At 71.8% G+C, this 23,633-nt stretch carries 16 protein-coding genes; 6 read left to right on the forward strand and 10 right to left on the reverse strand.

The annotated features are described in order from the left end of the window. Positions 1-20 precede the first annotated feature (20 nt). From MKK60_RS07750 to MKK60_RS07765, 4 genes are all read right to left on the reverse strand, one after another. Entirely contained in the window at positions 21-503 is a 483-nt protein-coding gene (locus tag MKK60_RS07750; protein ID WP_147726973.1) for a chemotaxis protein CheW, read from the reverse strand. An 89-nt stretch (positions 504-592) separates the two neighbouring features. After that, on the reverse strand, positions 593-3,352 hold the full coding sequence (locus tag MKK60_RS07755; RefSeq protein ID WP_243984847.1) for a hybrid sensor histidine kinase/response regulator: 2,760 nt from the start codon (positions 3,350-3,352) through the stop codon (positions 593-595). A gap of 120 nt (positions 3,353-3,472) precedes the next feature. Then, positions 3,473-4,123 carry a hypothetical protein gene (locus MKK60_RS07760; protein ID WP_147726975.1) on the reverse strand — a complete coding sequence of 217 codons (651 nt, stop codon included), beginning with the start codon at positions 4,121-4,123 and terminating at the stop codon, positions 3,473-3,475. Then, positions 4,120-5,343, reverse strand: a complete 1,224-nt coding sequence (locus tag MKK60_RS07765) for an ATPase (protein ID WP_147726976.1) — start codon at positions 5,341-5,343, stop codon at positions 4,120-4,122. The genes MKK60_RS07760 and MKK60_RS07765 overlap by 4 nt, the downstream gene beginning before the upstream one ends. A gap of 287 nt (positions 5,344-5,630) precedes the next feature. Between MKK60_RS07765 and MKK60_RS07770 the strand changes: the two genes are divergently transcribed. Further along, a complete protein-coding gene (locus MKK60_RS07770; protein ID WP_147726977.1) occupies positions 5,631-7,475 on the forward strand; it encodes a cation:proton antiporter in 1,845 nt (614 codons plus the stop codon). Positions 7,476-7,503: 28 nt separating this feature from the next. Here the strand turns inward: MKK60_RS07770 and MKK60_RS07775 are convergent, their stop codons facing one another. Further along, positions 7,504-7,920 carry a hypothetical protein gene (locus MKK60_RS07775; protein ID WP_147726978.1) on the reverse strand — a complete coding sequence of 139 codons (417 nt, stop codon included), beginning with the start codon at positions 7,918-7,920 and terminating at the stop codon, positions 7,504-7,506. Positions 7,921-8,166: 246 nt separating this feature from the next. Between MKK60_RS07775 and MKK60_RS07780 the strand changes: the two genes are divergently transcribed. Continuing rightward, complete coding sequence (locus MKK60_RS07780; protein WP_147843333.1) at positions 8,167-9,342, forward strand: vWA domain-containing protein; 1,176 nt, start codon at positions 8,167-8,169, stop codon at positions 9,340-9,342. A gap of 10 nt (positions 9,343-9,352) precedes the next feature. Here the strand turns inward: MKK60_RS07780 and MKK60_RS07785 are convergent, their stop codons facing one another. Both MKK60_RS07785 and MKK60_RS07790 read right to left on the reverse strand, forming a co-directional pair. After that, on the reverse strand, positions 9,353-9,673 hold the full coding sequence (locus MKK60_RS07785) for a 2Fe-2S iron-sulfur cluster-binding protein (RefSeq protein ID WP_147726980.1): 321 nt from the start codon (positions 9,671-9,673) through the stop codon (positions 9,353-9,355). A 217-nt stretch (positions 9,674-9,890) separates the two neighbouring features. Then, entirely contained in the window at positions 9,891-10,205 is a 315-nt protein-coding gene (locus tag MKK60_RS07790) for an Hpt domain-containing protein (RefSeq protein ID WP_409567378.1), read from the reverse strand. A gap of 272 nt (positions 10,206-10,477) precedes the next feature. On the opposite strand from MKK60_RS07790, the gene MKK60_RS07795 reads away from it, so the two are divergent. Continuing rightward, the gene (locus MKK60_RS07795) at positions 10,478-17,596 is read left to right on the forward strand and encodes a hypothetical protein (RefSeq protein ID WP_243984850.1); all 7,119 of its coding nucleotides are present in this window, start codon (positions 10,478-10,480) and stop codon (positions 17,594-17,596) included. Positions 17,597-17,651: 55 nt separating this feature from the next. On the opposite strand, the gene MKK60_RS07800 is transcribed toward MKK60_RS07795, so the two are convergent. The 3 genes from MKK60_RS07800 to MKK60_RS07810 all read right to left on the reverse strand — a co-directional run bounded on the left by MKK60_RS07800 (position 17,652) and on the right by MKK60_RS07810 (position 20,147). Continuing rightward, positions 17,652-18,092: a DUF1489 family protein gene (locus MKK60_RS07800; protein WP_243984852.1), complete on the reverse strand. Its 441-nt coding sequence runs from the start codon at positions 18,090-18,092 to the stop codon at positions 17,652-17,654. Positions 18,093-18,207: 115 nt separating this feature from the next. Beyond that, entirely contained in the window at positions 18,208-18,936 is a 729-nt protein-coding gene (locus tag MKK60_RS07805; protein WP_243984854.1) for an AAA family ATPase, read from the reverse strand. 197 nt (positions 18,937-19,133) lie between these two features. Continuing rightward, positions 19,134-20,147 (reverse strand): hypothetical protein, encoded by a 1,014-nt coding sequence (locus MKK60_RS07810; RefSeq protein WP_243984856.1) that lies wholly within the window; start codon positions 20,145-20,147, stop codon positions 19,134-19,136. 151 nt (positions 20,148-20,298) lie between these two features. On the opposite strand from MKK60_RS07810, the gene MKK60_RS07815 reads away from it, so the two are divergent. The 3 genes from MKK60_RS07815 to MKK60_RS07825 all read left to right on the forward strand — a co-directional run bounded on the left by MKK60_RS07815 (position 20,299) and on the right by MKK60_RS07825 (position 23,566). After that, positions 20,299-21,522 carry an MFS transporter gene (locus tag MKK60_RS07815; protein WP_243984858.1) on the forward strand — a complete coding sequence of 408 codons (1,224 nt, stop codon included), beginning with the start codon at positions 20,299-20,301 and terminating at the stop codon, positions 21,520-21,522. A 111-nt stretch (positions 21,523-21,633) separates the two neighbouring features. After that, positions 21,634-22,734, forward strand: a complete 1,101-nt coding sequence (locus MKK60_RS07820; protein ID WP_243936588.1) for an ABC transporter permease — start codon at positions 21,634-21,636, stop codon at positions 22,732-22,734. 25 nt (positions 22,735-22,759) lie between these two features. Next, on the forward strand, positions 22,760-23,566 hold the full coding sequence (locus tag MKK60_RS07825) for an ABC transporter ATP-binding protein (RefSeq protein ID WP_243984860.1): 807 nt from the start codon (positions 22,760-22,762) through the stop codon (positions 23,564-23,566). Positions 23,567-23,633 lie beyond the last annotated feature (67 nt).

The following is a 23,633-nucleotide window of genomic DNA, read 5'->3' on the forward strand; positions in this document are numbered from 1 at the left end:
GCTCTTTGCTGTCGGCGACGTCACGCTGCGGTCGCGCCGGCGCGTTCGGACGCGAAGACCAGCAGCGCGTTGACGTCGAGGATGACGAGCAGCCGGCCGTCGAGGCGATGGACGCCGAGGGCGAGGTCGCGCCAGCGGGCATCCAGGTTGATCGGCACCGGCTCGTGCGTCTCGACGCCGAGCTTCAGCACCTCGCCGACGCCGTCGACCACGAGGGCGAAGGTCTCGCCGCCCTGCTCCAGGCCGATCGCCATGCGCGCCGCACCTTCGGCTGCCGGAAGGCCGAGCCGGCGGCGCAGGCAGATCGCGGTGACGACGCGTCCGCGCAGGTTCAGCAGGCCGACGATCTCGGGCGGGCTCAACGGCACCGGCGTGACGCCGGCCGGGATGAACACGTCGTGCACCCGGTCGATGGCGAGCCCGAACATCGTGTCGCCGACGAAGACGGTCACGAAGTCCTGGGTCGTTCCCGCCTCCGTGGCGTTGCTGTTGGCAGCCTGCATGGTGGTGTCTCCCCGGCGTCGCGGCGCCGTCAAACCAGGATGGTCGGTTCGCGCCGGGATCGGCGCGGCACCGTCGGGACGGGCCGGTCTCAGGCGGCGTGGGCGCGGAGCGCCGCGTTTGGCGCGGCATCGAGCTCGGCGAGCGCCGCGACGAGGCCGCTGCGGTCGAACTTCGCCACGAGGTCGCTGATTGCGAGGGTGCGGGCCCGCTCGACCGCATCGGCCCCGATGGTGCCGGTGAGGCCGATCACGGGCAGGCCGGCGACCCGCGGGTCGCCCGCCCGCATCGCGCCGACGAAATCGAAGCCGCTGCGGCCCGGCATCTCCAGGTCGGTCACCACGACGCTGATCCGCGCATCCGCCTGGAGGATGGCGAGCGCCTCCTCGGCACCGGGCGCCGTGACGACGCGGTAGCCGGCGGCCTTCAGCACCGGGCTGAGCATGTCGCGGAAGAAAGCCGAATCGTCTACCAGCAGCAGCGTGGCGGTCTTCGCCGAGGCCGCCTTCGCGCCGCGCGCCCAGTCGTCGTAGGCCAGCGGCAGGAAGTGGGCGATGTTGATGATGTCGGTGGCGCGGCCGCGCAGCACCGCCGACCCGATCAGGTCCGAACGCTCGGCCGCGATCTCGATGTCGAGGCGCTCCTCGACGATGTCGACGATCTCGTCGACCACGAGGCCCATCGCTCGGTCGCCGTCGGAGAACACCACCAGCGCCTGCGTCCCCTCGGTGCGGATCGCGATGGCCTCGTCGGCCGGGACCAGCGGCATCAGCCGGCCGCGATACTGGATCAGCGGACGGCCGCCGAGCCATTCGACCTTGCCGGCGTCGATCTCCTCCAGACGCGTGACGAGCGACAGCGGAACCGCCTTGAAGCTGCCGGCGCCGCCCTTGAACACGAGGAGCGTGGTCTTCGGGTCGCCGAGCTCGGCCGCCTCGGCCTCGGCCTCGGCCTCGATCGGGCCGCCGCCCTGCGCGCCCTGGCTGACCTGCCGCGCGATGCCGTTCGGGTCGACGATCAGCACCACGGCGCCGTCGCCGAGGATGGTGTTGCCGGCGAACAGCGGGATGTGGCGCAGCTTCGAGGACATCGGCTTCACGACGATCTCCTCCGTGTGGAAGACTTCGTCGACGAGGATGCCGAAGCGCTGGCGCCCGACCTGGGCCACCACCACGAAGCCGGTCTCGGTCCCGGTGTCGTCCTGGCCGAGAAGGCCCTTGAGGGTCACGATCGGCAGCAGCCGCTCGCGCAGGCGCAGCACCGGCGCATCGTTGATGCGCTCGATCCGCTGCGGCGCGGTGGCGTCGACCCGCACCAGCTCGAGCACCGCGAGCTGCGGCACCGCGAAGCGGCTCTCGCCGGCCCGGACGATGAGGGCGGCGACGATCGCCAGCGTCAGCGGGATCTTGATGGTGAAGGTGGTGCCGACGCCCTTCTGCGTGGCGATGTCGATCACGCCGCCGATGGTCTCGATGTTGGTCTTCACCACGTCCATGCCGACGCCGCGGCCGGACACGGAGGTGACGGCGGCCGCGGTGGAGAACCCGGCGTCGAAGATGAACTTGGCGACCTGCGCGTCGGTCATGCGCTCGACGTCGGCCTGGGTCGCGATCCCGCGCTCCACGGCCTTCTTCCGGATCGCGACGAGATCGAGGCCCTTGCCGTCGTCGGCGATCTCGATCGTGATGGTCCCGCCCTCGTGGTAGGCCGAGAGGCGGATCGAGCCGCGGGCCGGCTTGCCGGCCGAGATCCGCTGCATGGTCGATTCGAGGCCGTGGTCGGCCGAGTTCCGGACCATGTGGGTCAGCGGGTCCTTGATGACCTCGAGGACCTGCCGGTCGAGCTCGGTCTCGGCGCCGAGCATCACCAGGTCGATCTGCTTGCCGAGCTCGCTCGACAGGTCGCGCACCACCCGCGGCAGCTTCTGCCAGGCGTTGCCGATCGGCTGCATGCGCGTCTTCATGACGCCTTCCTGCAGCTCGGCCGTGACGTGGGAGAGCCGCTGCAGCGGAACCTTGTAGCTCGAATCCTCGTGCTTGCGCGCGATCTCGAGGAGCTGGTTGCGGGTCAGCACCAGCTCGGACACCATCGTCATCAGGTGCTCGAGGGTGTCGACGTTCACCCGGATGGTCTGCATCTTGGCCAGGCCGCCCTCGGGGGCCTCGGCCGGCGCATCGCCCGACACCGGGGCCTTCGCGACCGGGGCCGGAGCTTCCTGCACGGGGGCCGCCGGCGCCTGTGCGATCGGAGCCGGGGCGACCGGTGCCTGAGCGATCGGCGCCGGCTCGGGCATCCAGGCGGAGGGGGCATCGTCGGGGCCGGGGGCCGCGAGGAACGCGGCTTCGAGGTCCTCGAGCGAGACCTCGCCGGGCTTGCTCTCGCGCACGACGATCTCGGGCAGCTTCGGCTCCGGAATCTTAAGCTCCGGGAGCTTGGCCTCGGCGATCTTGGGCTCGGGAGCTGCGGCGGCCTCGGGCGTGCCGAGCGACATGCGCTCCAGCGCCTCGATCAGGTCTGCGTCGCTGCCCGCGGGCTCGGTCCCGGTGGCTTCGAGGTCGGCGAGGATGAGCTTCAGGCGATCGAGCGTCGCGAGGATCAGGCTGACGGCCGGGCTGGTCACCGCGAGACCGTCGCGGAAGCGACCCATCAGGGTCTCGGCGGCATGCGCCAGCGCTTCCAGCCGCGGCAGGCCGAGGAAGCCGCAGGTTCCCTTGATGGTGTGCACGAGGCGGAAGATATTCCGGAGGATCGTCTCGTTGTTCGGATCCTGCTCGAACCGGACGAGTTCCGTGTCGACGGTGTCGAGATGCTCGCCGCTCTCAGTCAGAAACTCGCGCAGAAGGTCGTCCATCGGCGGTACTCGGATCACGTCTGCACGCACGTTCGTGCAGACGCATCCTGGCGCGCGAGCGGTTAGGGAAGCGTTTCCTCGGACCCGTTTTTTCGTGCGATGGCGTCGTGTCGGCCTGCGTTACAGCGACTTGCCATCGTGCCAGACGCAGTTCGAGGCGAGGATCGCAAGATTCACGTCCGATTTTTGCGGTTGCGGCAGGGTTTTACCGTCCATCGCGAGATCGATCTTGATCTCCACCTGGCCCTTCGACTCGTTGGACCGCCGGGAGAAGTAGCAGTACTGCTGGTAGGGCTGGTCGGCGCTGTCCTTGAAGTTCCAGCCGGTCACGATCTGCCCGTCGAGATAGGGCACCTGCTTGAACACGGTGAAGGTGGTGTTGACGATCGCCTTCGAAGCCGGCGCCGCGTCGGCCCCGAGCTGCGCCTTCGTCGGCGTCGGGGCGCCGGCGGCCTTCGGCAGCCCGCCTTCGAGCTTCAGCACGTTGTCGGTCAGCGTCACCTCGCCCTTGGTCTTGAGCGTGACGTCGGAGAGCGCCGCCTGCATCGCGGCGGCGATCTTCTCGGCGGCGGTGTCGAACTGGTTCATCGTGGCCCAGCCGTAGGCCGCCGCGCCGATGCCGATGCCGGCCAGCGCGGTGAAGATCCCCGCGCCGGCCGCCCGGAACAGGAAGGCGCGGGCGAAGACGATGCGGGATTCCGCCCGCAGCCGGCCGTTGACCTGCTGCGCGAGCGCGATGTTCTCCGGCGACCCCTGCGCGACGTAGCTCATGCGCCCGCTCCCGCGCTGGCGGCCGGAAGGTTCGGCTGGTTCGCGGCCGCGATCCCCGGGGCGATCCCCGTGGCCGGGCGGTTGATCGGGATCACCGCGCCCGTCGCCGCCTCACGGTTCTGCCGCGGCAGCACCGGCTCGAGGTTCTGCTTCAGCGCCTCGGTGATCGATTCCAGCATGTAGGGCGTCGCCTCCGGGTTCACGGCGGCGCCGAGGTCGTCCTCGTCCATGAAGGTCTTGCGCACCGAGACAGCGCAGAGCGCCAGGATCGTCGAGGCGAAGGCGGCGCAGAGGGCCGGCAGGAACACGAAGATGCGCAGGAAGGCGTGCACCTGCTGCTCGGACACGTCGATCGGGTCGACGCCGTAGACCATCGCCGTGAAGGAGTGCAGCTGCGAGCGGTTCACGGCGTTGCGGTAGGCCTGCTCGGCGTCTGCGACCTTGCGCTCGGCGGCGCCGCGGTCGAGCTGCGCACGGGCCTTGCGCGCCTCTTCCAGGTCTTTGGTCAGCACGCCGCGATCGGCCGAGGCCTTGGCGACGCTCGACGAGAGCGTGGCGGTGCGCGGGTCGGTGACGCATTTCAGGTTCTGGTAGCGCACGCCGCGGCTGTTGGTGCCGAACACCTTCTCGCAGCGCTGCGCCGGCAGCGCCGAGAGCTGCGCCGCGTTGTCGGCGGCGCGCTTCTCGATCTGGTCGAGCTCGGTCGTGTACTGCGCGACCCGGGCGTCGGCCGAGGCGATGCGGTTGTCGATGGTGCTCCGGTCGGCCTGCGCGTCCTTGAGCGCGGTCTTGGTCTTGGAGGCCTCCATCAGGCGGGGATGGAACATCATCTCGCCGAGCTGCGAGACCGACTTCGTCGTCACGCCGGCGGCGAAGATGATGCCGACGACCGCGAGCGCGCGAATGAAGTACGAGCGCTGCGTCCGCGCCAGGATGCCGAGCGGCACGCGGCACAGCTCGACCGCGGCGTAGACCAGCGGCGCCAGCAGCATGAAGTAGAAGGCGTGGTTGTCGCCGTCGCTGTAGACCGCCGCGAACAGCCAGGCGCCCCAGAGCGAGGCGCCGATGACCATGAACTCGACGAGATAGGCGATCGCGACGTAGCCCCACTTGATGCGATAGCCCTTCTCGACATGGCGCTCGTGCGTCCACCTGTCGGACTCGATGGCCCAGGCACGGCGCTCGCGCTGGACCTCCCGGCTCGGGGGCATCTTTCGCATGGGGCTCTCTAAGCTCGGATCGTATGCGACGCGCGGTTGAGCGTAACCGTTCGTTAATCGTTTTCGCTAAGCGGGCATTGTGCCGAATTTGGGCCGCATGGCGGCCATCCACCGGAACCGCATCCGGGGTGGCGCAAATGCCTCACTTCGAAGTCGCGAATTTGGGCGGGGCGGCCGTCCAATCGCGCCGCGGCGGCGTTTGGAGGTTGCTCGCGCGGCGCCCACCTCGCATGATCGCGGCGACCCAAAGCAGCGCCACCCGACCAAGAGGTTCGAACCGACCGCCGATGCCCGACGTCCATGCCGGCTCCTACAAGGAAGCGATCCTGTTCCTCGTCACCGCGGGCGTGGTGGTGCCGCTGTTCCATCGGCTGCGCATCAGCCCGGTGCTGGGCTTCATCGGGGCCGGCGCGCTCCTCGGGCCGTTCGGGCTCGGCCGTTTCGCCGACCAGTTCCACTGGGTCTCGCTGTTCACGATCGGCAACCGCACCGAGATCGCGCATCTCGCCGAGTTCGGCGTGATCTTCCTGATGTTCATGATCGGCGTCGAGCTGTCCTGGGAGCGGCTGCGCACGCTGCGGCGCCTGGTCTTCGGCCTCGGCTCGATCCAGGTGATCTGCTCGGCCCTGGTGATCGGGTCGATCCTGTTCGGGCTGAAGGTCCCGCTGGCGGGCGCGGTGATCGTCGGCATCGCGCTGGCGCTGTCCTCCACCGCCGTGGTTCTGCCGGTGCTGGCCGAGCAGCGGCGGCTCAACACGCCGGCCGGGCGCGCGAGCTTCGCGGTGCTGCTGTTCCAGGACCTTGCCGTGGCGCCGGTCCTGTTCGCGATCGCGGTGTCGGGCCGCAGCGACGGCGCCGACATGGGCGGCGCGCTGGCTCTGGCTCTGGCCCAGGCGGCGATCGCCCTGGTGCTGATCGTGGTCGCCGGCCGCCTCGCGCTTCGGCCGCTGTTCCACCTCGTGGCGCGCACGAAGTCGGCCGAGCTGTTCATGGCGGCCTGCCTGCTCGTCATCGTCGCGACCGCCCTGACGGCGGCCGCCTCGGGCCTGTCGATGACGCTGGGCGCCTTCGTCGCCGGGCTGCTGCTCGCCGAGACCGAGTACCGCCGGGCGATCGAGGCCACGATCGATCCGTTCAAGGGGCTCCTGCTCGGGGTGTTCTTCGTCTCCGTGGGGATGAACCTCGATCCCGCGCAGCTGCTGGCGGCGCCCGGCGCGATCCTCGGGCTCGCCTTCGCGCTGCTGTTCATCAAGGCGGCGGTCGTGGTGATGGCGGCGCCCGCGCTGAAGCTCTCCCGCGCCGTCGCCCTGGAGACCGCGATGCTGCTCGGGCCGGGCGGCGAGTTCGCCTTCGTGCTGATCGGCGGGGCAATGGCCGGCGGACTGGTGCCGGAGCCGGTCGGGGGCGCGGCGCTGATCGTCACCACCGTGACAATGATCATGATCCCGGGCCTCGCGGCGCTCGGCCGGCGGATCGGGAAGCGCGCCTCGAAGAACCAGGCCGGGCGGGTGCGGGCCGACCCGCCGCCGGACAAGCAGCAGGACCGGGTCATCGTCGCCGGCTACGGCCGGGTCGGTCGGCAGGTCGGCGAGATGCTGGCCCGCCACAAGATCCCCTACCTCGCCCTCGACGCGGACGCCGCCCGCGTCGCCGAGCAGCGCCGGCTCGGCAAGCCGGTCTATTTCGGCGATTCCTCGAACACCGAGCTGCTGCGCCGCTGCGACATCGCCACCGCGCGGGCGCTGGTGGTGACTCTCGACAACCCGCACGCGGTCGAGGCGGTGGTGATGGCCGCCCGCGCCGAGCGGGCGGACCTGACCATCGTCGCGCGCGCCCGCGACGCCAAGCACGCGACCGCGCTCTACGAGCTCGGCGTCGACGACGCGGTGCCGGAGACGATCGAGGCCTCGCTTCAGCTGTCGGAGGCGGTGTTGGTGGATGTCGGCGTGCCGATGGGCCTCGTCATCGCCTCGATCCACGAGCGCCGCGACGAGTACCGCGCGATGCTCAAGCGCAAGGAGACCGATACGCGCCCGGTCTTCCGGGCGCGACGCACCGTCGGCAAGGCGCACGAGGCGCCGCGCGAGGCGCCTCCCAAGGACGAGCCCGCTCCGGTGGTGCGGCGCGCCTGAGCCGGGCGCGGACGCCGCGCGCCTGCGGTCAGATCAGGTTCGGCATCGCCTCGCCGTGCCAGTCGCGCGCCTCCGGCTTGGCCGCCCGGACCGCGCGGGCCGGCTCGAGCCCCTCTGCGAAGCTGCAGCGGTAGACGATCTCGTCGGGCGGTCCGAGCCCCATCGAGAGCGGCACCGTCACCGTGTCGCCGTTGAAGCGCCAGCCGCGGGCGCCCTTGTCCCAGTACAGCCAGACCGTTCCCGGATGCCCCTTCAGCGCGAACACCGCCGCCTTTCGCGAGATCGCCTGGACCGTGCGCGGCAGGTACATGCCCTTGTCGCGGTAGGCCGCGCGGGCCGCCTCGGGCTGGCGATCCATGAAGGTGTTGCGAACGACCTGAATCATCGCGCCCGGCTTCCCGAGAAACCGCTTGAATTCGGACATGTTGCGTAGGATGACTGCCATCGCAGACCTCCTGATTCCGGGCATGTTGACTCTCGCCACGCCCGGCTGGACTCGATGCATCCGAGATGATCGATTCCGATGACTGTTTGCGTGACCGTGCGAGCCCGACTCGACGGGATATTAACAGGAATGAGGACTTGTACCCAGGAATCCTGGCCTGCCGGAGCCCATCGTCCCGCCGCACCGCCCTTCAGGTGATCGCGACCGGCGCTTGACCCGATGCCCGCCGCGGCGCGTTATCGAGCGATGCTGCTTCAGTTCTTCACAGCGCTGCGCGAGGCGCGCGTCCCCGTCTCCCTGCGCGAGTACCTGGTCCTGCTGGGCGCGCTCGAGCGCGACCTCGCCGAGAAGCGGGTCGAGGAGTTCTACTTTCTCGCCCGTACGGCCCTGGTGAAGGACGAGGGCCATCTCGACCGGTTCGACCGGGTGTTCGGGTCGGTCTTCAAGGGCCTGGAAACCGTCGGCGAGGCTGTGGCGCCCACCGCGATTCCGGAGGAATGGCTGCGCAAGCTAGCCGAAAAGTACCTCACCGATGCCGAGAAGGCGGAGATGAAGGCGCTCGGCTGGGACAAGCTGTTCGAGACCCTGAAGCAGCGGCTCGCCGAGCAGAAGGAGCGCCACCAGGGCGGCTCCAAGTGGATCGGCACCGGCGGCACCTCGCCCTTCGGCGCCTACGGCTACAACCCGGAGGGCATCCGCATCGGCCAGGACGGCAACCGCAACTTCCGCGCGGTGAAGGTCTGGGACAAGCGCGAGTTCAAGGATCTCGACGACACCGTCGAGCTCGGGACCCGCACGATGCGGCTGGCCCTGCGGCGGCTGCGCCGCTTCGCCCGCACCGGGGCGGCCGACGAGCTCGACCTCGACGGCACGATCCGCGAGAGCGCCCGCCAGGGCTACATCGACGTGCGCCTGCGGCCGGAGCGGCGCAACGCGGTGAAGGTGCTGCTGTTTCTCGACGTCGGGGGCTCGATGGATTGGCACGTCGAGCAGGTCGAGGAGCTGTTCTCGGCCGCGCGCTCGGAGTTCAAGCACTTCGCGCACTTCTACTTCCACAACTGCCCCTACGAGGCGGTGTGGACCGAGAACCGCCGCCGCCACGACGCGGCGACGCCGCTCGTCGACGTGATCCGCACCTATCCGTCGGACTACCGGGTGGTGTTCGTCGGCGACGCCTCGATGAGCCCCTACGAGATCGCGGCGCCCGGCGGATCGGTGGAGCACTGGAACGAGGAGCCCGGCGCGGCCTGGGTGCAACGGGTGCTCGCGCACTTCCCGAAGGCGGTGTGGCTCAACCCGGTGCCGGCGCCGCAATGGGGCTACACGCAATCGATCGCGATGATGCGGCGGCTGTTCTCCGACCGCATGTTCCCGCTGACGCTGGAAGGCCTCGACGGGGCGATGCGGGCGCTGCTGCGTTGAACCCGATCGCTCAGCCCTGGCGGGCCGGCGTCGTCACCGTGAGCCCGTCGAACTCGGGCTTGATGCGGATCTGGCACGAGAGCCGGGACGTCGCCTTCACGTCGGAAGCGAAATCGAGCATGTCCTGCTCCATGTCCTCGGCCGGCCCGACCGCCTCGGCCCAATCGTCGGCCACGTAGACGTGGCAGGTGGCGCAGGCGCAGGCGCCGCCGCACTCCGCGTCGATCCCCGGCACGTTGTTGCGCAACGCCGTCTCCATGACGGTGGCGCCGACGCTGCCCTCGACGGTCCTCGCCGTTCCGGCATGATCGACGTAGGTGATCTTGGGCATCCGTAACTCCGGGCTCGTGGATCGGGCGGGCAAATGTCCGGCGAGCGCCGGGCCTGCTTGGCGGGGCATGACGCGGATTGCAAGCACGCGAACGTTGTGACGCGTCGGCGGACACCTGAGGGATGGGTTTGTCGCTGCAAGCTACGCGGCAAGCCGCGGCGTGTTCCCCTCCCCTGCAACCCGAACCGCTTATGCCGCAGATGTCGACCGCTCAGGATCAGCCGGCGATCTCCGCGAGCACGGCCGCGACCGCCGGTCCGAGGGCGGCCACCGCGTCTGCGCCGTCGCCGCCCCCGCGCAGCGCCAACTCGGCGGCGGCGGCGAGATCGCGCACGCGCCCGGCGCCGACCGAGGCGGCGGAGCCCTTCAGGGTGTGGGCGAGATCGGCACGGTCCTGCCCCGGCAGCGCCGCATCGGGCAGGCGCGGCAGGATCCGCAGGCACTGCTCCGCGAACAGGCCGAGGAGCTCGGCGGCCAGATCCGCGTCTCCGAACGTCTGCACGTCGAGATGCGCACGGTCGATGGCGTCCACGGTCGGGCTTCCTCGGATCTGCATCCCGGCTGTCCACAGGGCGCGCCGCAAAGCGGTCGCCACCGGATCATCCTTGCTGCATCATGGGTTGGCGGCCTGTCCGCCAGGTCCGCTCCGCCTTGGTAACCATTCCGTTAAGGAATTCCGAAGCGGGGTCCCCGATCGGGTATCCGGGGGGACCGGCGGGGTCTAAATTGACTTGGTAAACGGGTAGTTGTGTCTCCGCCACCGGCTCTCGCCGGCGGTCGCGAGATCGCGTAACGAGGCGTTGCATGGCCACCGAAAAGAAGCTGAAGGACCCGGCCGAGGCGGCGCTCTCTGCGATCGAGCAGGCGCTGAACCTCGAGGTCCTGACGCCCGAGGCCGAGACCCGGACCGAGCCGCGCCTGCCCGATGTCGGCGACGGCGACCCGCTGCAGGAGCAGGGCGGGCGCCTGAGCCCGCCGCGCCTCGACCTCGATCCGCCGCTCGCCTCCGACGTGCCGCCGCCCGGCCGGGAGCGCGCGCATCGCGAAGGCGGCCTGCTTCCGCCCGACCGCTCGCTGGTGGCCAACGACGACCGGCGCAACATCGGAATCCTGCAGCAGACGCTGCGCGTGCGCCCGGCGCGGACTCCCTACATCCTGGCCGCGCTAGCGGCGTTCCTTTGGGTCAACGGGCTCGCGCTGCTGGCCTGGAACCAGTCCGGCGGCGACCTGAAGGGATTTCTGACCGGCCTCACCGCGCTGCAGGCCACGGTCGGCGCTGCCGCGCTGGTCGGGCCGGTGGTGCTGTTCCTGATCACCGGCATGCTGGCCGTGCGGGCCCAGGAGATGCGCCTCGTGGCGCGCGCCGTCGGAGAGGTCGCGATCCGCCTGGCCGAGCCCGAGAGCTTCTCCACCGACGCGGTGCTGACGATGTCGCAGACCGTCCGCCGCGAGGTCGCGGCGGTCGGCGACGGCGTCGAGCGGGCCCTGGCCCGGGCCGGCGAGCTGGAAACCCTGGTCCGCGGCGAGATCGCGACCCTGGAACGCGCCTATTCCGACAACGAGATCCGCATCCGCTCCCTCGTCGACGAGCTCGTGGCGCAGCGCGAGTCCATTGTCGCCAACGCCGAGCGAGTGCGTGGCGCGATCACCGGCTCGCATCAGAGCCTGACGCAGGAGCTGGAGGGCGCGGCCGAGCGCATCGTCACGGCGATGACCGGCGCCGGCGAGCGCGTCACCGGCGCGCTCGACGCGCGCGGCGACGCCATCACGACGTCGCTGGGCGAGGCCGGCGACCGCGTCGTCGGCGTGATGTCGGGACGCGGCGACGAGCTGATCGCGCGGCTCGCCGCCACCAGCGAAGGCGTGCGCGGCTCGATCGCCGAGGTCGGCGAGACGCTGACGCGGTCGTTCGAGACCCGCGCGGCCGACGTGACCCGGGTGTTCGAGAGCACCGGCGGCGCGCTGACCGAGCGGCTGGCCGAGAACGCCAGCCAGGTCGCACGCTCGCTCGCTGAGACCGGTGCCGGCGTGATCGACGCCCTCGACCGCCAGGGCGCGACGGTGCGCGAGAGCTTCGAGCGCTCGGCGGGAAGCCTGGAGACCACGTTCCTCAGCCGCGGCGATGCGCTCGCCGAGCGCTTCACCCAGACCGGCGGCGAGATCACCGCCCGCTTCGCCGAGACAGGCGACGCCCTGCGCGCGCACTTCGCGGCCACCGGCACCGCCCTGTCCGACGACATCGCCGGCCGCGGCGCCGCGCTCCGCACCGAGATCGAGACCGCCGGCGACGGCGTCGCCGCGTCGATCGAGGCGCGCGGCCGCGACGCCCAGGCCGGGCTGGCGCTCGCCGCCGCGGGGGTCATCGAGACCTTCGCGTCGCGCGCCGCCGCCGTCCGCGACGACCTCGTCGGCACCGCCGAGCGGGTCGCGGAAGCGGTCACCACCGGCGGCGGCGGCGTCGCCGACCGCATCGAGGCGATCGCCGGGCGCCTGCACGAAACCATCACCCTCCACGGCGGCGACCTGGAGACCCGCCTCGACGCGGCGGGCGAGCGCGCCGGCAGCCTCGTGGCCCAGCGCTCGCAGGAGGCCGCCTCCAGCCTGGAGGCCGCCTTCGCCAACCTCGGCGACACCTTCGCCCACGGCGCCTCGGGCGCCACCGGTTCGCTCCGCGAGACCATCGCGACCCTCTCGGCCGAGATCGCGGCGCGCACCGCCGAGGCCGTGGACAGCTTCCGCCGCTCGGCGGAGGAGACCACGGTCTCGATCGGCGCGACCGGTGCCGAGGCGGCGCAGGCGATGCGCCGCTCGGCCGCCGGCGCCACCGGCGAGCTCGAGGCCCGCACCGTCGAGGCCGTTCAGATCTTCGAGCGTCGCCTGGCCGACACCGCCGCCGACCTCGCGGCCCGCAGCGCCGAGGCCGCCGAGGCGATCGGCCTTGCGGCGACCGCCGCGCACGGCGCCACCGCGACCCAGACCGCCGAGATGGCCGCCCGCGTCGACGCCGCGATGGACGCGCTGCGCGCGACCTCCGGCGAGGTGACAGGTGCCGTCGAGACGCACATGACCGGCCTGCTCGGCCGGATCCGCGCCGCCTCGGAGGAGACCGGGGGCGAGCTCGGCAGCCGCGCCGAGGCGGCGATCGAGGCCCTGCGCACCGCGATGGGCTCGCTCAACGCCGAATTCGCGACGCGCTCGAACGAGACCACAGGCGCCATCGCCCGCGCCGCCGATCAGGTCGCCGAGGAGCTATCCGCCCGGATGCGCACGATCGAGGCGGCCTTCGGCGAGCACGGCCGCGGCGTCACCGACCTCCTCGCCAGCCATGCCGAGGAGACCCAGGCGCGGATCGCCGGGACCGGACGCGACATCGTCCTCGCGGTCGCAACGCAGGGCGCGCGCGTCGCCGACGCCCTCCACCAGAGCGGCGCCAGCTTCGGCGAGACCGCCGACGTGCGGGTCAAGGCGATCGACGAGACCATCGGAAGCCGGCTCGCCGCCCTGCAGGACATCATCGCCCGCGGCGACATCCTCGCCGACAAGATCTCCCGCGACACGAGCACGCTCGGCGAGACCATGGGCGGCAGCCTGGCCGAGATGGACCGGATCATCTCCGTGAAGGGCAAGGCGGTCGCCGAATCCATCGCCGAACGCACCCGCGACGCGCAGGACGCGGTCGAGACCCATCTCGGCGCGCTGGAAGAGCGCTCGGCGAAGCGCTCCAGCGAGATCGGCGAGACCTTTGCCAACCTCGTTACCCACATCGACGGGCATCTCGGCACCCGCGCGACGGCGCTGAACGAGGCCCTGGTCGGCCGCACCGGCGAGATGGCGCGGATCATGGCCGAGGGCAGCCGCGACCTCGTGCAGGCGCTGGACAGCCGGACCGAGGGCCTGGGCCAGGACATCGCGTCCCGCGCGGTCGCCATCAGCGACGCCCTCGCGCTCCGCAGCGAGGAGATCGCCCGCCGCCTCGACGAGGGGGCCGGACGGTTCGACACCGGCGTGCTCGGCCGCCTCGAGGCGATCGGCGCGGCGCTGGAAGAGCGCAGCCGCCTGGTCGACGAGCGCTTCGGTGCCCAGGCCTTCGAGGCGATCCGCCTGATCGAGAGCCGCACCCGCGCGGTCGACGAGGAACTCGGCAGCCGGACCCGCGACCTCGTGGAGACGATCGAGAGCCGCACCAGCGGCATCGACGCGGCGATGGCCGCGCGCGTCGCCGACCTCACCCGCGCGATCGAGGAGCGGACCGGCGGCATCGACGCCGCGCTCGCCGGCCGCGTCCAGGAACTCGTCGCCTTGATCGAGGAGCGGGCGACCAGCGCCGACGCGGCGCTCGCGACCCAGACCGAGACGGTACGGCGCGCCTTCGCCGAGCGCTCGGACCTGCTCGGCCAGCTCATCGACGAGCGCACCGCCGCGATGTCGAACGAGCTCGACGAGAAGGGCCGCATGGTGTTCGGCGCCATCGGCGGCCGCATCACCGAGCTGGCCCGCCTGTTCGACCGCGGCGGCACCTCGCTCGGCGAGGTCATCGACCAGCGCGGCGAGAGCGTGCTGGCCAAGCTGCAGCAGACCATCGCCGACGCGGAGCGCATGCTGGGCGACGGCGAGGGGCGCCTCGGGCGCACCCTCTCGTCCCGCACCTCGGACATCAGCGGCCTGCTCGACGAGGGCGTGCGCACGGTCCACGACCTGCTCGACGCCCGCACAAACCAGATCCGCCTCCTGCTCGACGAGCACGCCACGACCCTGTCGTCGAGCCTCGACGGCCGCATGGGCCCGCTCCACGACGCCCTCGACAGCCGCGGCCGCGAGCTGGTCGAGACCATCGCGACCACGCTCGGCCACGCCACGAGCACCCTCGACGACCGGACCCAGGCGATGGGAACCCTGTTCGACGAGCGCCTGCATGCGCTGGCGGACCTCGTCGACGGCCGCGGGACACAGTTCGCCAAGACCGTGGACGCCCGGGCGCAGATGCTGCGCGCCCTGTTCGAGCAGGCGCATGCCGCCCTCGATGCGGTGGTCGAAGGCCGCGGCGATCACCTGGCCACGAACGTGGACGCCCGCGTCGCGACGCTGCGCGCGGTGTTCGACGAGGCGCCGGCCGCGCTGGCGCAGCTCGTCGACGCCCGCGAGCGCCAGCTCACCGAGGCGCTGGACGAGCGCACGTCCGCCCTGCGCACCGCCTTCGCCGAAGCGCACGACGCCCTCGAAGGCCTGGTCGAGAGCCGCGGGCGGCAGCTGGCCGAGACCGTCGACACCCGGACGCAGACCCTGCGCTCCCTGTTCGACGAGAGCGGCCACGCGCTGGGCAGCGCCGTCGAGGATCGTGCCGAGCACTTCGCCCGGATGGTTGCGGCCCGCACCGACGGCCTGCGCGCCCTCTTCGACGAGGCGACCGGCACGATCGAGCACCTGCTCGAAAGCCGCACCTCGGCCCTGGGCGGCGACGTCGAGGCCCGCACCCGGGCGATCACCGAGGCCTTCGACGCCCGGATGGCCGACCTCGCCGACCTGCTGCAAGCGCGGACCGATGCCTTCGCCAAGACCGTCGAGGCGCAGGGCACGGCCCTCACCGTTAGCGTCGACGGCCGCAGCGAGGCCTTCACCCAGCGCATCGACAGCCGGATGAAGACCTTCGCCACCCTGGTGGCCTCGCGCGGCGACGCGCTCGCCACGGCCTTCGACGACCGCCACGACGCCTTCGCCGGCCTCGTCGAGGAGCGGATGGCGTCCCTGGTGGCAGCGCTCGACGAGCGCGCCCGCAGCCACGCGGCTTTGGCCGACGCCCACACGGCGGCGCTCGGCGCGACCCTCGACGAGCGCAACGCCGCGATGGCGGCGCTGCTCGACGAGCGGACCGAGGCCCTGTCCGCCGGCTTCGAACGCCGCGCCGACGCGCTCGGCACGCTGGTGGATTCCCGCGGCGAGGCCCTGGCACGCCGCCTCGCGCAGAGCGCCGAGACCATCGTCCGCGGCATCGAGGAGGGCGGCGGCGCCCTGGTCGAGCGCGTCGACGGGACCGGCCGCACGGTCGCGGACACCATGAAGGGCCATATCGACCGCCTGCGGGCGGTGATCGACGGACCGGTGCTGCAGCTCTCCGGCGCCCTGGCGGAGCGCGGCACCGCGATCGAGCGGGCGCTCGCCGAGACCGGCGAGCCCCTGATCGAGGCGCTGCGCGAGCGCACCGAGGCGCTGACCCTGCAATCGCGCGAATCGGCCGAAGCGCTGCGCGCCGCGGTCGAGAACGGTGCGGCCCGCTCCATCGCAGGCCTGTCCGAGGTCAACGACCGCCTGCGGCGCGACCTCGGCAGCGTGGTCGCCCGGATCGAGGCGGCGAACGCGGCCCTCATGGATCTCGTCGCCGGTGCCGACGCCAATCTCGGCGCGATCGAGGGCAGCCTCGCCAACCGCGTCCAGCAGATCCAGGAGGCGCTGCAGGAGGTCGCGGCGCAGACCGGGACGGCGAGCGAGGGCGTCTCGGCCCAGGTCGACGCCCTGCGCGGCGTCGCCGAAGGGGCCGTGCGTGAGGCCACGAGCCTGGCCGAGGCCCTCGACGGCCGCAGCCGCGCCCTGGCCGAGCAGTCCCGCACCCATGTGGACGAGCTCGGCCGCGCCGCCGGGTCGCTCGAGGGCGTCGAGGGCCGGCTCGCCGCCAGCCTGTCGGGCCGGGAGGAAGCGATGGAGACGGCTCTGGCTGGCCTGCAGGAGCGCTCGGCTTCGTTGGAGAGCCAGACCGCGGCCTTCGCCGAGTCGATCGAGCGTTCGCTGCGCGCCGCCGAGGAGCGCGCCCGCGCCGTCGGCGAAAGCCTCACGCAGTCGGCCGGCGCCGCCGGCGCCCGTGTCTCGGAGGCCTTCGACGGCCTCCGGACAGGAGCCGACGCGGAGGGCGAGAAGACCGCCGAGTCCGTCCGCGCCGCCATCGCCGCCGCCTCGGCCGAGATGCGCACCGTCTTCGCGGAGGCACAGACTCGCTTCGGCGAGTCGGTCGCCGGCATGCACGAGATGGCCGGGGCGATCCGGACCGAGCTCGACGCCACCCGCGCCGACCTCGCCCGCGGCGTGCTGGAGCTGCCGCAGGAGACCCAGGACGCCACCGGCGAGATGCGCCGCGTGGTCTCCGATCAGATCAAGGCGCTGAACGAGCTCTCGGCCCTCGTCGCCCGCTCGAACCGTGCGGTCGACGTGGTTCAGCCGCAGGCGGCCGAGCAGCGGCGGACGGCGGAGGCCGGCGGTCGTGCCGCTCCGGCTTCCCGCCCGGCTCCGGCGCAGCCGGCGCCCGCCGCGACCTCCGCCCCGGCAGCGGCTCGGACGCCTCCCGCGGCGGCTCCCGCCCGGCCGGCGGCCCCGGCCGCCCCGGCGCGGCCCGTGGCGACGGCACGGGCCGAGACCCCGGCCGCGCGTCCCGCGTCCCCGGTCCGCCCGACGGCAGGCCCGGCCTCCGGTGACAAGCGCGGCTGGCTGTCTGATCTGCTGACGCGGGCCTCGCTCGACGACGAGGACGAGGCCGGCGTCGCCGAGCCCCCCGTCCCTGCCCCGGGCACGTCGAAGGCCGCGGTGGAGACCGGTCGGATCGCCCTGGAGACGATCTCGGCCGATATCGCGCGGATGATCGACCACCGCACGGCGGTCGACCTGTGGGAGCGTTATCGTCGCGGCGAGCCGAACCTGTTCGACATCAAGATCTACACGCCGCAGGGCAAGCAGACCTTCCTGGAGATGCAGCGCCGCTACCGTGCCGACGCCGAGTTCCGCCGCACCGTCGACCGCTACGTCAGCGAGTTCGAGCGCCTGCTCGGCGACGTGGCCCGCAACGACCGCGACGCGGCTCGGGCCGACGCCTACCTGACTTCCGAGACCGGCAAGGTCTACACGATGCTCGCCCATGCGAGCGGGCGGTTCGAGGGCGCCTGACGCCTGCTAGTCGCGAGAAGGGCGGCTCCCTCGGGGCCGCCCTTCGTTTGTCCGATCACAGGAGCCCGAGACCGACCAGCTCGCGGCGCAGGGCCTCGGGCATGGCGGCGAGGTCGGCGGCGGCGCCGATGCCGAGGTCCCCCGGCGCATCGCGCTGGGTCAGGTAGCGCCAGCCCTGGAACGGTCGGCACGGCCGCGGCGTCACCGCAACGATCGCCGGATCGAGGACGAGGCGGCAGCGGCCGATGCCGTCGTCGCCGGTGACGAGGTCGATCGCGGTGATCGCCTGGCGGCAGCTCAGCGTGCCCTTGATCACCCAGTAGATCGAGCCTTGCCCGGCGATCTCGGCCCGCCGCTTCGGGACCATCCGTGTGGTGTGGACCGGCGCCGGATCGCCACCGAGCCGCAACGCCTCGTCGCGGAACCGGGATTGACGCGCCTCCAACTCGTCGATCGAGGCGGGGCCGACGCAGAGCTTGAGCAGGTGAAGGGCCACGATGTCGTCGGTCTCTCGCAGGCGCCGGGCGATGCGCGGAGGGTGTAACGCCGGATCATTGCGGCGAACGCGCGACCCTTCGTCCTGGCTACAGGTTCCGGCCGCGCGATCGTCGCTACGCGTCGGTCATCGCCTCGATCATGCCCTCGGGATCGCTCACGAACTGCCGCAGGATCCCGAAATGCTCGGTGTCCTGAAGGGCGACGGGCTCGAGGCCGTGCCGGCTCATCCGCAGCAGCCGTGCGCCGGGATGGGCCATGATGATCGGCGAATGCGTGACGATCAGCACCTGGGTCTGGTTGCCCGCCTCCATGCGCTTCAAGAGCCTGAGGAAGTCGAATTGCCGGTTCGGCGACAGGGCGGATTCGGGCTCGTCGAAGAGGAAGATCCCGGGCTTGGCGCAGCGTTCCTCGAAGAACCGGATGAAGCCCTCGCCGTGCGAGTAGGACAGGAAATCCGCGCTGGGGCTGCCGACCTCGTCGAGGTAGCGGGCGACGGAGAAGAAGCTCTCCGCCCGGAAGAACCAGCCGCGACCGACCTTCGGCAGCCAGCTCGCCCGGAGCACGCGCGCGAGGTCGCCGCCGCTGGTCTCGGCCGCCCGGGCGTTGTCGACGGCGCGGTAGCCCGCGCCGCCACCGCTCTCGTCGAACCCGGCGAGGACCGCGATGCCCTCCAGCAGGGTGGATTTCCCGACCCCGTTCTCGCCGGCGATGATGGTCACCGGACGATCGAACGCGAGCTCGAACCCGCCCTCCCGGAACAGCGGAAGGCAGTAGGGATAGGCGTCGCGATCGTAGACCGCGTCGTCGGGCAGCCAGACCCGCTTCAGGTACGGCGGCGGCAACGACTTGTTCCGATACCTCGGCAACGCCCGGCCTCCGTCGCTTCGCCCCTCTGGCCCATAGGGGCGGCGATCTCACGGGGGCGCAAGCGGCGCGAGGCGCGATCCCGAGGTTCGGGGAACGCGTCGCCCCGCCGTGGTTCGCCGGCGCAGGCGCGGTCCCGGATCGGAGGGTGGTCTCGCGCTCGCTCGGCGGAGCCCTAGCAGAACAGCGCCAGCTTCTCCTCGACGCTGAGCGCATCGATCTCGGCGAAGCTGAGCGCACGTTCCGCGGGCGGATGCGATTCGGCGCTGACGTCGGAGGGGCTCGCGTCGGCAGCCCGGAACTCGAGGGCGTCGTCCTCGGAGGCGATCTGCGCCTCGAAATCGTCGGCCCAATCCAGCTCGGCCTCGACGTCCGACGCCTCCGCGGCCGGCTCGGGCTCGGGCGCCGAGGGCAGGAACACGATGTCGTCGTGGAGCGGCACCGCACCGGGTTCGATCGCGCGGAGAGCCGCATGCGCGGCGGCGATCACCGCCGGCGCGTCCATGCCGAGATAGCGGTCGACGTCGCTCTGATCGAGGTCCTCGGGCCGCGATTCGCGGGCCGGGCGCGAGGTCGCGTAGCCCGGCGCCGGCGGGACCGGAGCGCCGGCATCGCCCCAGATCGCCATCATCACGATCAGGCGTTCCTCGAGATAGCGCAAAGTCTGCACGATCCGGCTCGTGCGCTGCGCCGTGAGGTCCTGGAACGAGCAGGCGGTGTAGATCTGCGTCGCGTAGCGGTCGAGGGCGTCGCAGGCCGCCTCGTCGATGCCGTGCTCGCGCAGCGACCACGCGCTTTCCTGAACCTGCTCGGCGGCGGTGAGGATGTCGGTGGTCGCCCGCTCCGTCGCCTGGACGATCGCGTCCAGCGCCTCCGAGGCGATGCCGAGCCGGGTCTGGTCGTGATCGGGATCGGTGATCGCCGCGATCTCGGCCTTGGTCCGGCTGATCGCGCTCGCCATCTCCATGATGTCGCCGCGGAAATGGCTGACCGCGTCCGGGCCGTGCCCGTCCGTGACCGCGGATTCGAGCCGCGCGATCGCGTCGAGCAGCACGGTCGTGTCGGCGCTGCGGTTGCGGCGGGCATACTCCGCAAGGAACCAGCGCCCGCGGGCGCTCCCGCTCATGGTCGCCTCGATGGCCTCGTACTCGGTCGGCTCGAAGGCCGTCAGCGAGTGGGAACCGGACATGATACGCGTCCTCGAAGGCGATAGCCTCGCGCGGTGGGACGAGACCCGGCTCCGGCGCAACTCTGGCAAGAGCGCAATTTGACAGGATCGGTTTAACGGCGGCTTACGGTGGCCGCTCCCGTCCCGATCCACCCTGCATCGATCCGAGACCTTGGCCGCGTCCCCGACTCTCGAGCCCAGCCGTTTCCGCCTGTCGCTCCTTTACGCGGTGGTCTTCGTCGAGATCGGCATCGCGATGCCGTTCATGCCGGTCTGGCTCGCCGCGCTCGGCCTCGACGCCTCGGTGATCGGGCTGCTGCTCGCCCTGCCGATCGCCACGCGCATCGTCGCCACCGCACCGCTGATGAGCCTGATCGATCGCGGCGTCGGCGCCCGGGCGCTGCTGCTGACGGGCAGCCTCGCCCTGGCGGCGACCTACGCCCTGATGCCGGCCGGCGCCGGGACCGGCTGGCCTGCGCTGGCGCTCCTCGTGCTGCTCAACGCGGTCGCCGGCGCGCCGCTGGTTCCGAGCATCGACTACCTCACCCTCGCCGCCGTCCGCCGGCAGCCGCGGCTCGACTACGCGCGGATCCGGATGTCGGGCTCGGTGGCGTTCCTCATCGCCAACCTCGCCGGCGGGGCGCTGCTCACGGCGATGGGCGAAACCCTCGCGGTGCCGCTGCTGCTCACCGGGCTGGCGCTGATCGCGAGCGTGGTGGCCTTCACCAGCCGCTCGGTCGCCGCGCCGGCGCCGGAGCACGCGGACGGGCTTCGTCCACGGCTGCCGCTGCGCCTCAAGCTCTGCGTCGCCGCCGCCGCCGCGATCCAGGCGAGCCACGCGGCGATCTACGCCTTCGGCAGCATCCACTGGACCGCGCACGGCTTCTCGACCGCGACGGTCGGCGCGCTCTGGGGCGTCGGGGTCGTCGCCGAGATCGTGCTGTTCGCCTGCGTCGCCCGCCTGCCGGCCGCGTGGCGCACGCCGTTCCGCTATCTCGCCCTCGGCGGCGGGGCGGCGCTGGTTCGCGCCGTGGGGATGTACGCCCTCGGCGACACCTTGCCCGCGCTCGTCGGCCTCCAGGCCCTGCACGGGCTGACCTTCGGCGCGACGCAGCTCGGGGCAATGGCCGCCGTCTCCGCCTTCGCCCCGGACGGCGCCCGCGGCCGGGCGCAGGGCACGCTCAGCGCCGCGAACGCGACGGCGGCGGCCGGCGCCACGCTGCTCAGCGGCTTCGCCTACCGGGCGGGCGGGCCTCTCGTCTTCCTGGCGATGGCGCCGCTCGCGGTCGCGGGCCTCGCCCTGACCGCGGCCGCCGCGAGCCGGGCCGCGGCCCGGGTCCCTGCCACCGGGCAGCCTCCGGTTGCGGTGCGACACGATACGGACCGTCAACCCTAATCTGAACATATCGCGCAGGCAGACCGGCGCCGATCGAGGGACACAGGCTTCGTGCAGGCCAACGACACCACGCCGACGCATCGACTCGACCGGCAGCCCGCCGGCGCGACCATCGCGCCGGGCGACGGACACGTCGCGCTCGACGGGCGCTGGACGGCCGACCAGGGCGGCGCGGTCGAGACTGCCGCCGCGCGGATCGCCGCCGAGGCCAGGAGCCGCCCCGTGATGGTCGACCTGAGCGCCGTCGCGCGCCTCGACACCCTCGGCGCCTGGGTGCTGGAGCGGACCCGCGGCGAGATCGAGGCGGCCGGCGGGCACCTGAGCTATGCCGGCGTGCGGCCTGAGCACCGCATCCTGCTCGGCGAGATGCACCTGCGCGATCCCGAACCGGCCGCTCCCGTCCGCCAGGGCCGGGTCTTCGCGATGCTCGACGGCCTCGGCCGCCGCGTGGTCCGCGGCGGGCACGACCTGATCACGGGGCTCGCCTTCCTCGGCGAGGTGATCGCCGCGTGCCTGCGCGTGGCGTCGCGTCCGTCGACCTTCCGCGGCCGGGCCTTCGTCAACCAGATCGAGCAGGTCGCCTTCCGCGGCGTGCCGATCATCTTCCTGATCTCGTTCCTCGTCGGCGGCATCGTCGCGCAGCAGGGCATCTTCCAGCTCCAGCGCTTCGGGGCGGCGGCCTTCGTCGTCAACCTGATCGGGCTCCTGATCCTGCGCGAGCTCGGCGTGCTGCTCACCTCGATCATGGTGGCCGGACGCTCCGGCTCGGCCTTCACCGCCGAGATCGGCTCGATGCGGATGCGCGAGGAGGTCGACGCCCTGCGCGTGATGGGGCTCGACCCGATCGAGATCCTGATCGTTCCGCGCATCCTCGCCCTCGTCGTCGGGCTGCCGATGCTGACGCTGATCGCGGCGCTCGCGGCGCTGACCGGCGGCGGCCTCACGGCGATGGCCTATGGCGGGCTCACGCTGGAGCAGTTCCTGGCGCGGCTGCAGGCGGCGGTCGGCGTCCACCACGTCCTCGTCGGGCTGATCAAGGCGCCGTTCATGGCGCTGATCATCGGCATCATCGCGACGATCGAGGGGTTCGCCGTGGAGGGCTCGGCGGAATCGCTTGGGCGCCACGTCACCGCCTCAGTCGTCAAATCCATCTTCATGGTGATCGTCCTCGACGGGTTGTTCGCGGTGTTCTTCGCGGCGATCGATTTCTGAGGATCCGGTGCGAAACCCAGACGCCATGCCCGAGACGACCGAACCCGAACCGATCATCCGCGTCCGCGACCTCGTCGTCGGCTTTCGCGACCGCACCATCCTGAAGGGCCTGAACCTCGACATCCGCCGCGGCGAGATCCTCGGCTTCGTCGGCCCGTCGGGCCAGGGCAAGTCGGTCCTGACCCGCACGATCCTCGGCCTCGTGGCCAAGCGCTCGGGCACCATCGAGGTGTTCGGCCAGGACATGGACGGCCTCACCATCGCCGAGCGCCGCGGCGTCGAGCAGCGCTGGGGCGTGCTGTTCCAGCAGGGCGCGCTGTTCTCGGCGCTCACCGTGAAGCAGAACATTCAGATGCCGATGCGCGAGCACCTGAACCTGTCCGAGCGCCTGCTCGACGAGTTCGCGCGCCTCAAGATCGAGATGGTCGGCCTCAAGCCGGATGCCGCCGACAAGCTGCCCTCGGAACTGTCGGGCGGCATGATCAAGCGCGCGGCGCTGGCCCGCTCGCTCGCGCTCGACCCCGAGATCCTGTTCCTCGACGAGCCGACCTCGGGCCTCGACCCGATCGGCGCCGGCGAGTTCGACGAGCTGGTCGCGACCCTCAAGCAGACCCTGGGCCTCACCGTCTTCATGGTGACGCACGACCTCGACAGCCTCTACACCGCATGCGACCGCATCGCGGCGCTCGGCGACGGACAGATCATCGCCGCCGGCACGATCGACGAGATGCTGGCGCACGACCACCCGTGGCTGCGTTCGTACTTCCACGGCAAGCGTGCCCGCGCGATCGTCCCTGCGGCGGTGCGGACGGGCGTCCCCGCCCATGCGTGACCGCTCGCACCGGGGGCGGATGCCGGCGCGCCGCGCGGGTGCGCCCGCGCACCGCACGAATGCCACA

The organism is Methylobacterium sp. J-092, from assembly GCF_022829325.1.
In the GTDB taxonomy this organism is placed as follows: domain Bacteria; phylum Pseudomonadota; class Alphaproteobacteria; order Rhizobiales; family Beijerinckiaceae; genus Methylobacterium.

What these genes read in the sequence shown, in the direction of transcription:
- MKK60_RS07770 (WP_147726977.1), top strand. Translation starts at nt 5,631, where the DNA reads ATGCCCGACGTCCATGCCGGCTCCTACAAGGAAGCGATCCTGTTCCTC.
- MKK60_RS07795 (WP_243984850.1), top strand. Translation starts at nt 10,478, where the DNA reads ATGGCCACCGAAAAGAAGCTGAAGGACCCGGCCGAGGCGGCGCTCTCT.
- MKK60_RS07825 (WP_243984860.1), top strand. Translation starts at nt 22,760, where the DNA reads ATGCCCGAGACGACCGAACCCGAACCGATCATCCGCGTCCGCGACCTC.
- MKK60_RS07785 (WP_147726980.1), bottom strand. Translation starts at nt 9,673, where the DNA reads ATGCCCAAGATCACCTACGTCGATCATGCCGGAACGGCGAGGACCGTC.
- MKK60_RS07750 (WP_147726973.1), bottom strand. Translation starts at nt 503, where the DNA reads ATGCAGGCTGCCAACAGCAACGCCACGGAGGCGGGAACGACCCAGGAC.
- MKK60_RS07810 (WP_243984856.1), bottom strand. Translation starts at nt 20,147, where the DNA reads ATGTCCGGTTCCCACTCGCTGACGGCCTTCGAGCCGACCGAGTACGAG.
- MKK60_RS07765 (WP_147726976.1), bottom strand. Translation starts at nt 5,343, where the DNA reads ATGCGAAAGATGCCCCCGAGCCGGGAGGTCCAGCGCGAGCGCCGTGCC.
- MKK60_RS07760 (WP_147726975.1), bottom strand. Translation starts at nt 4,123, where the DNA reads ATGAGCTACGTCGCGCAGGGGTCGCCGGAGAACATCGCGCTCGCGCAG.
- MKK60_RS07780 (WP_147843333.1), top strand. Translation starts at nt 8,167, where the DNA reads ATGCTGCTTCAGTTCTTCACAGCGCTGCGCGAGGCGCGCGTCCCCGTC.
- MKK60_RS07775 (WP_147726978.1), bottom strand. Translation starts at nt 7,920, where the DNA reads ATGGCAGTCATCCTACGCAACATGTCCGAATTCAAGCGGTTTCTCGGG.
- MKK60_RS07755 (WP_243984847.1), bottom strand. Translation starts at nt 3,352, where the DNA reads ATGGACGACCTTCTGCGCGAGTTTCTGACTGAGAGCGGCGAGCATCTC.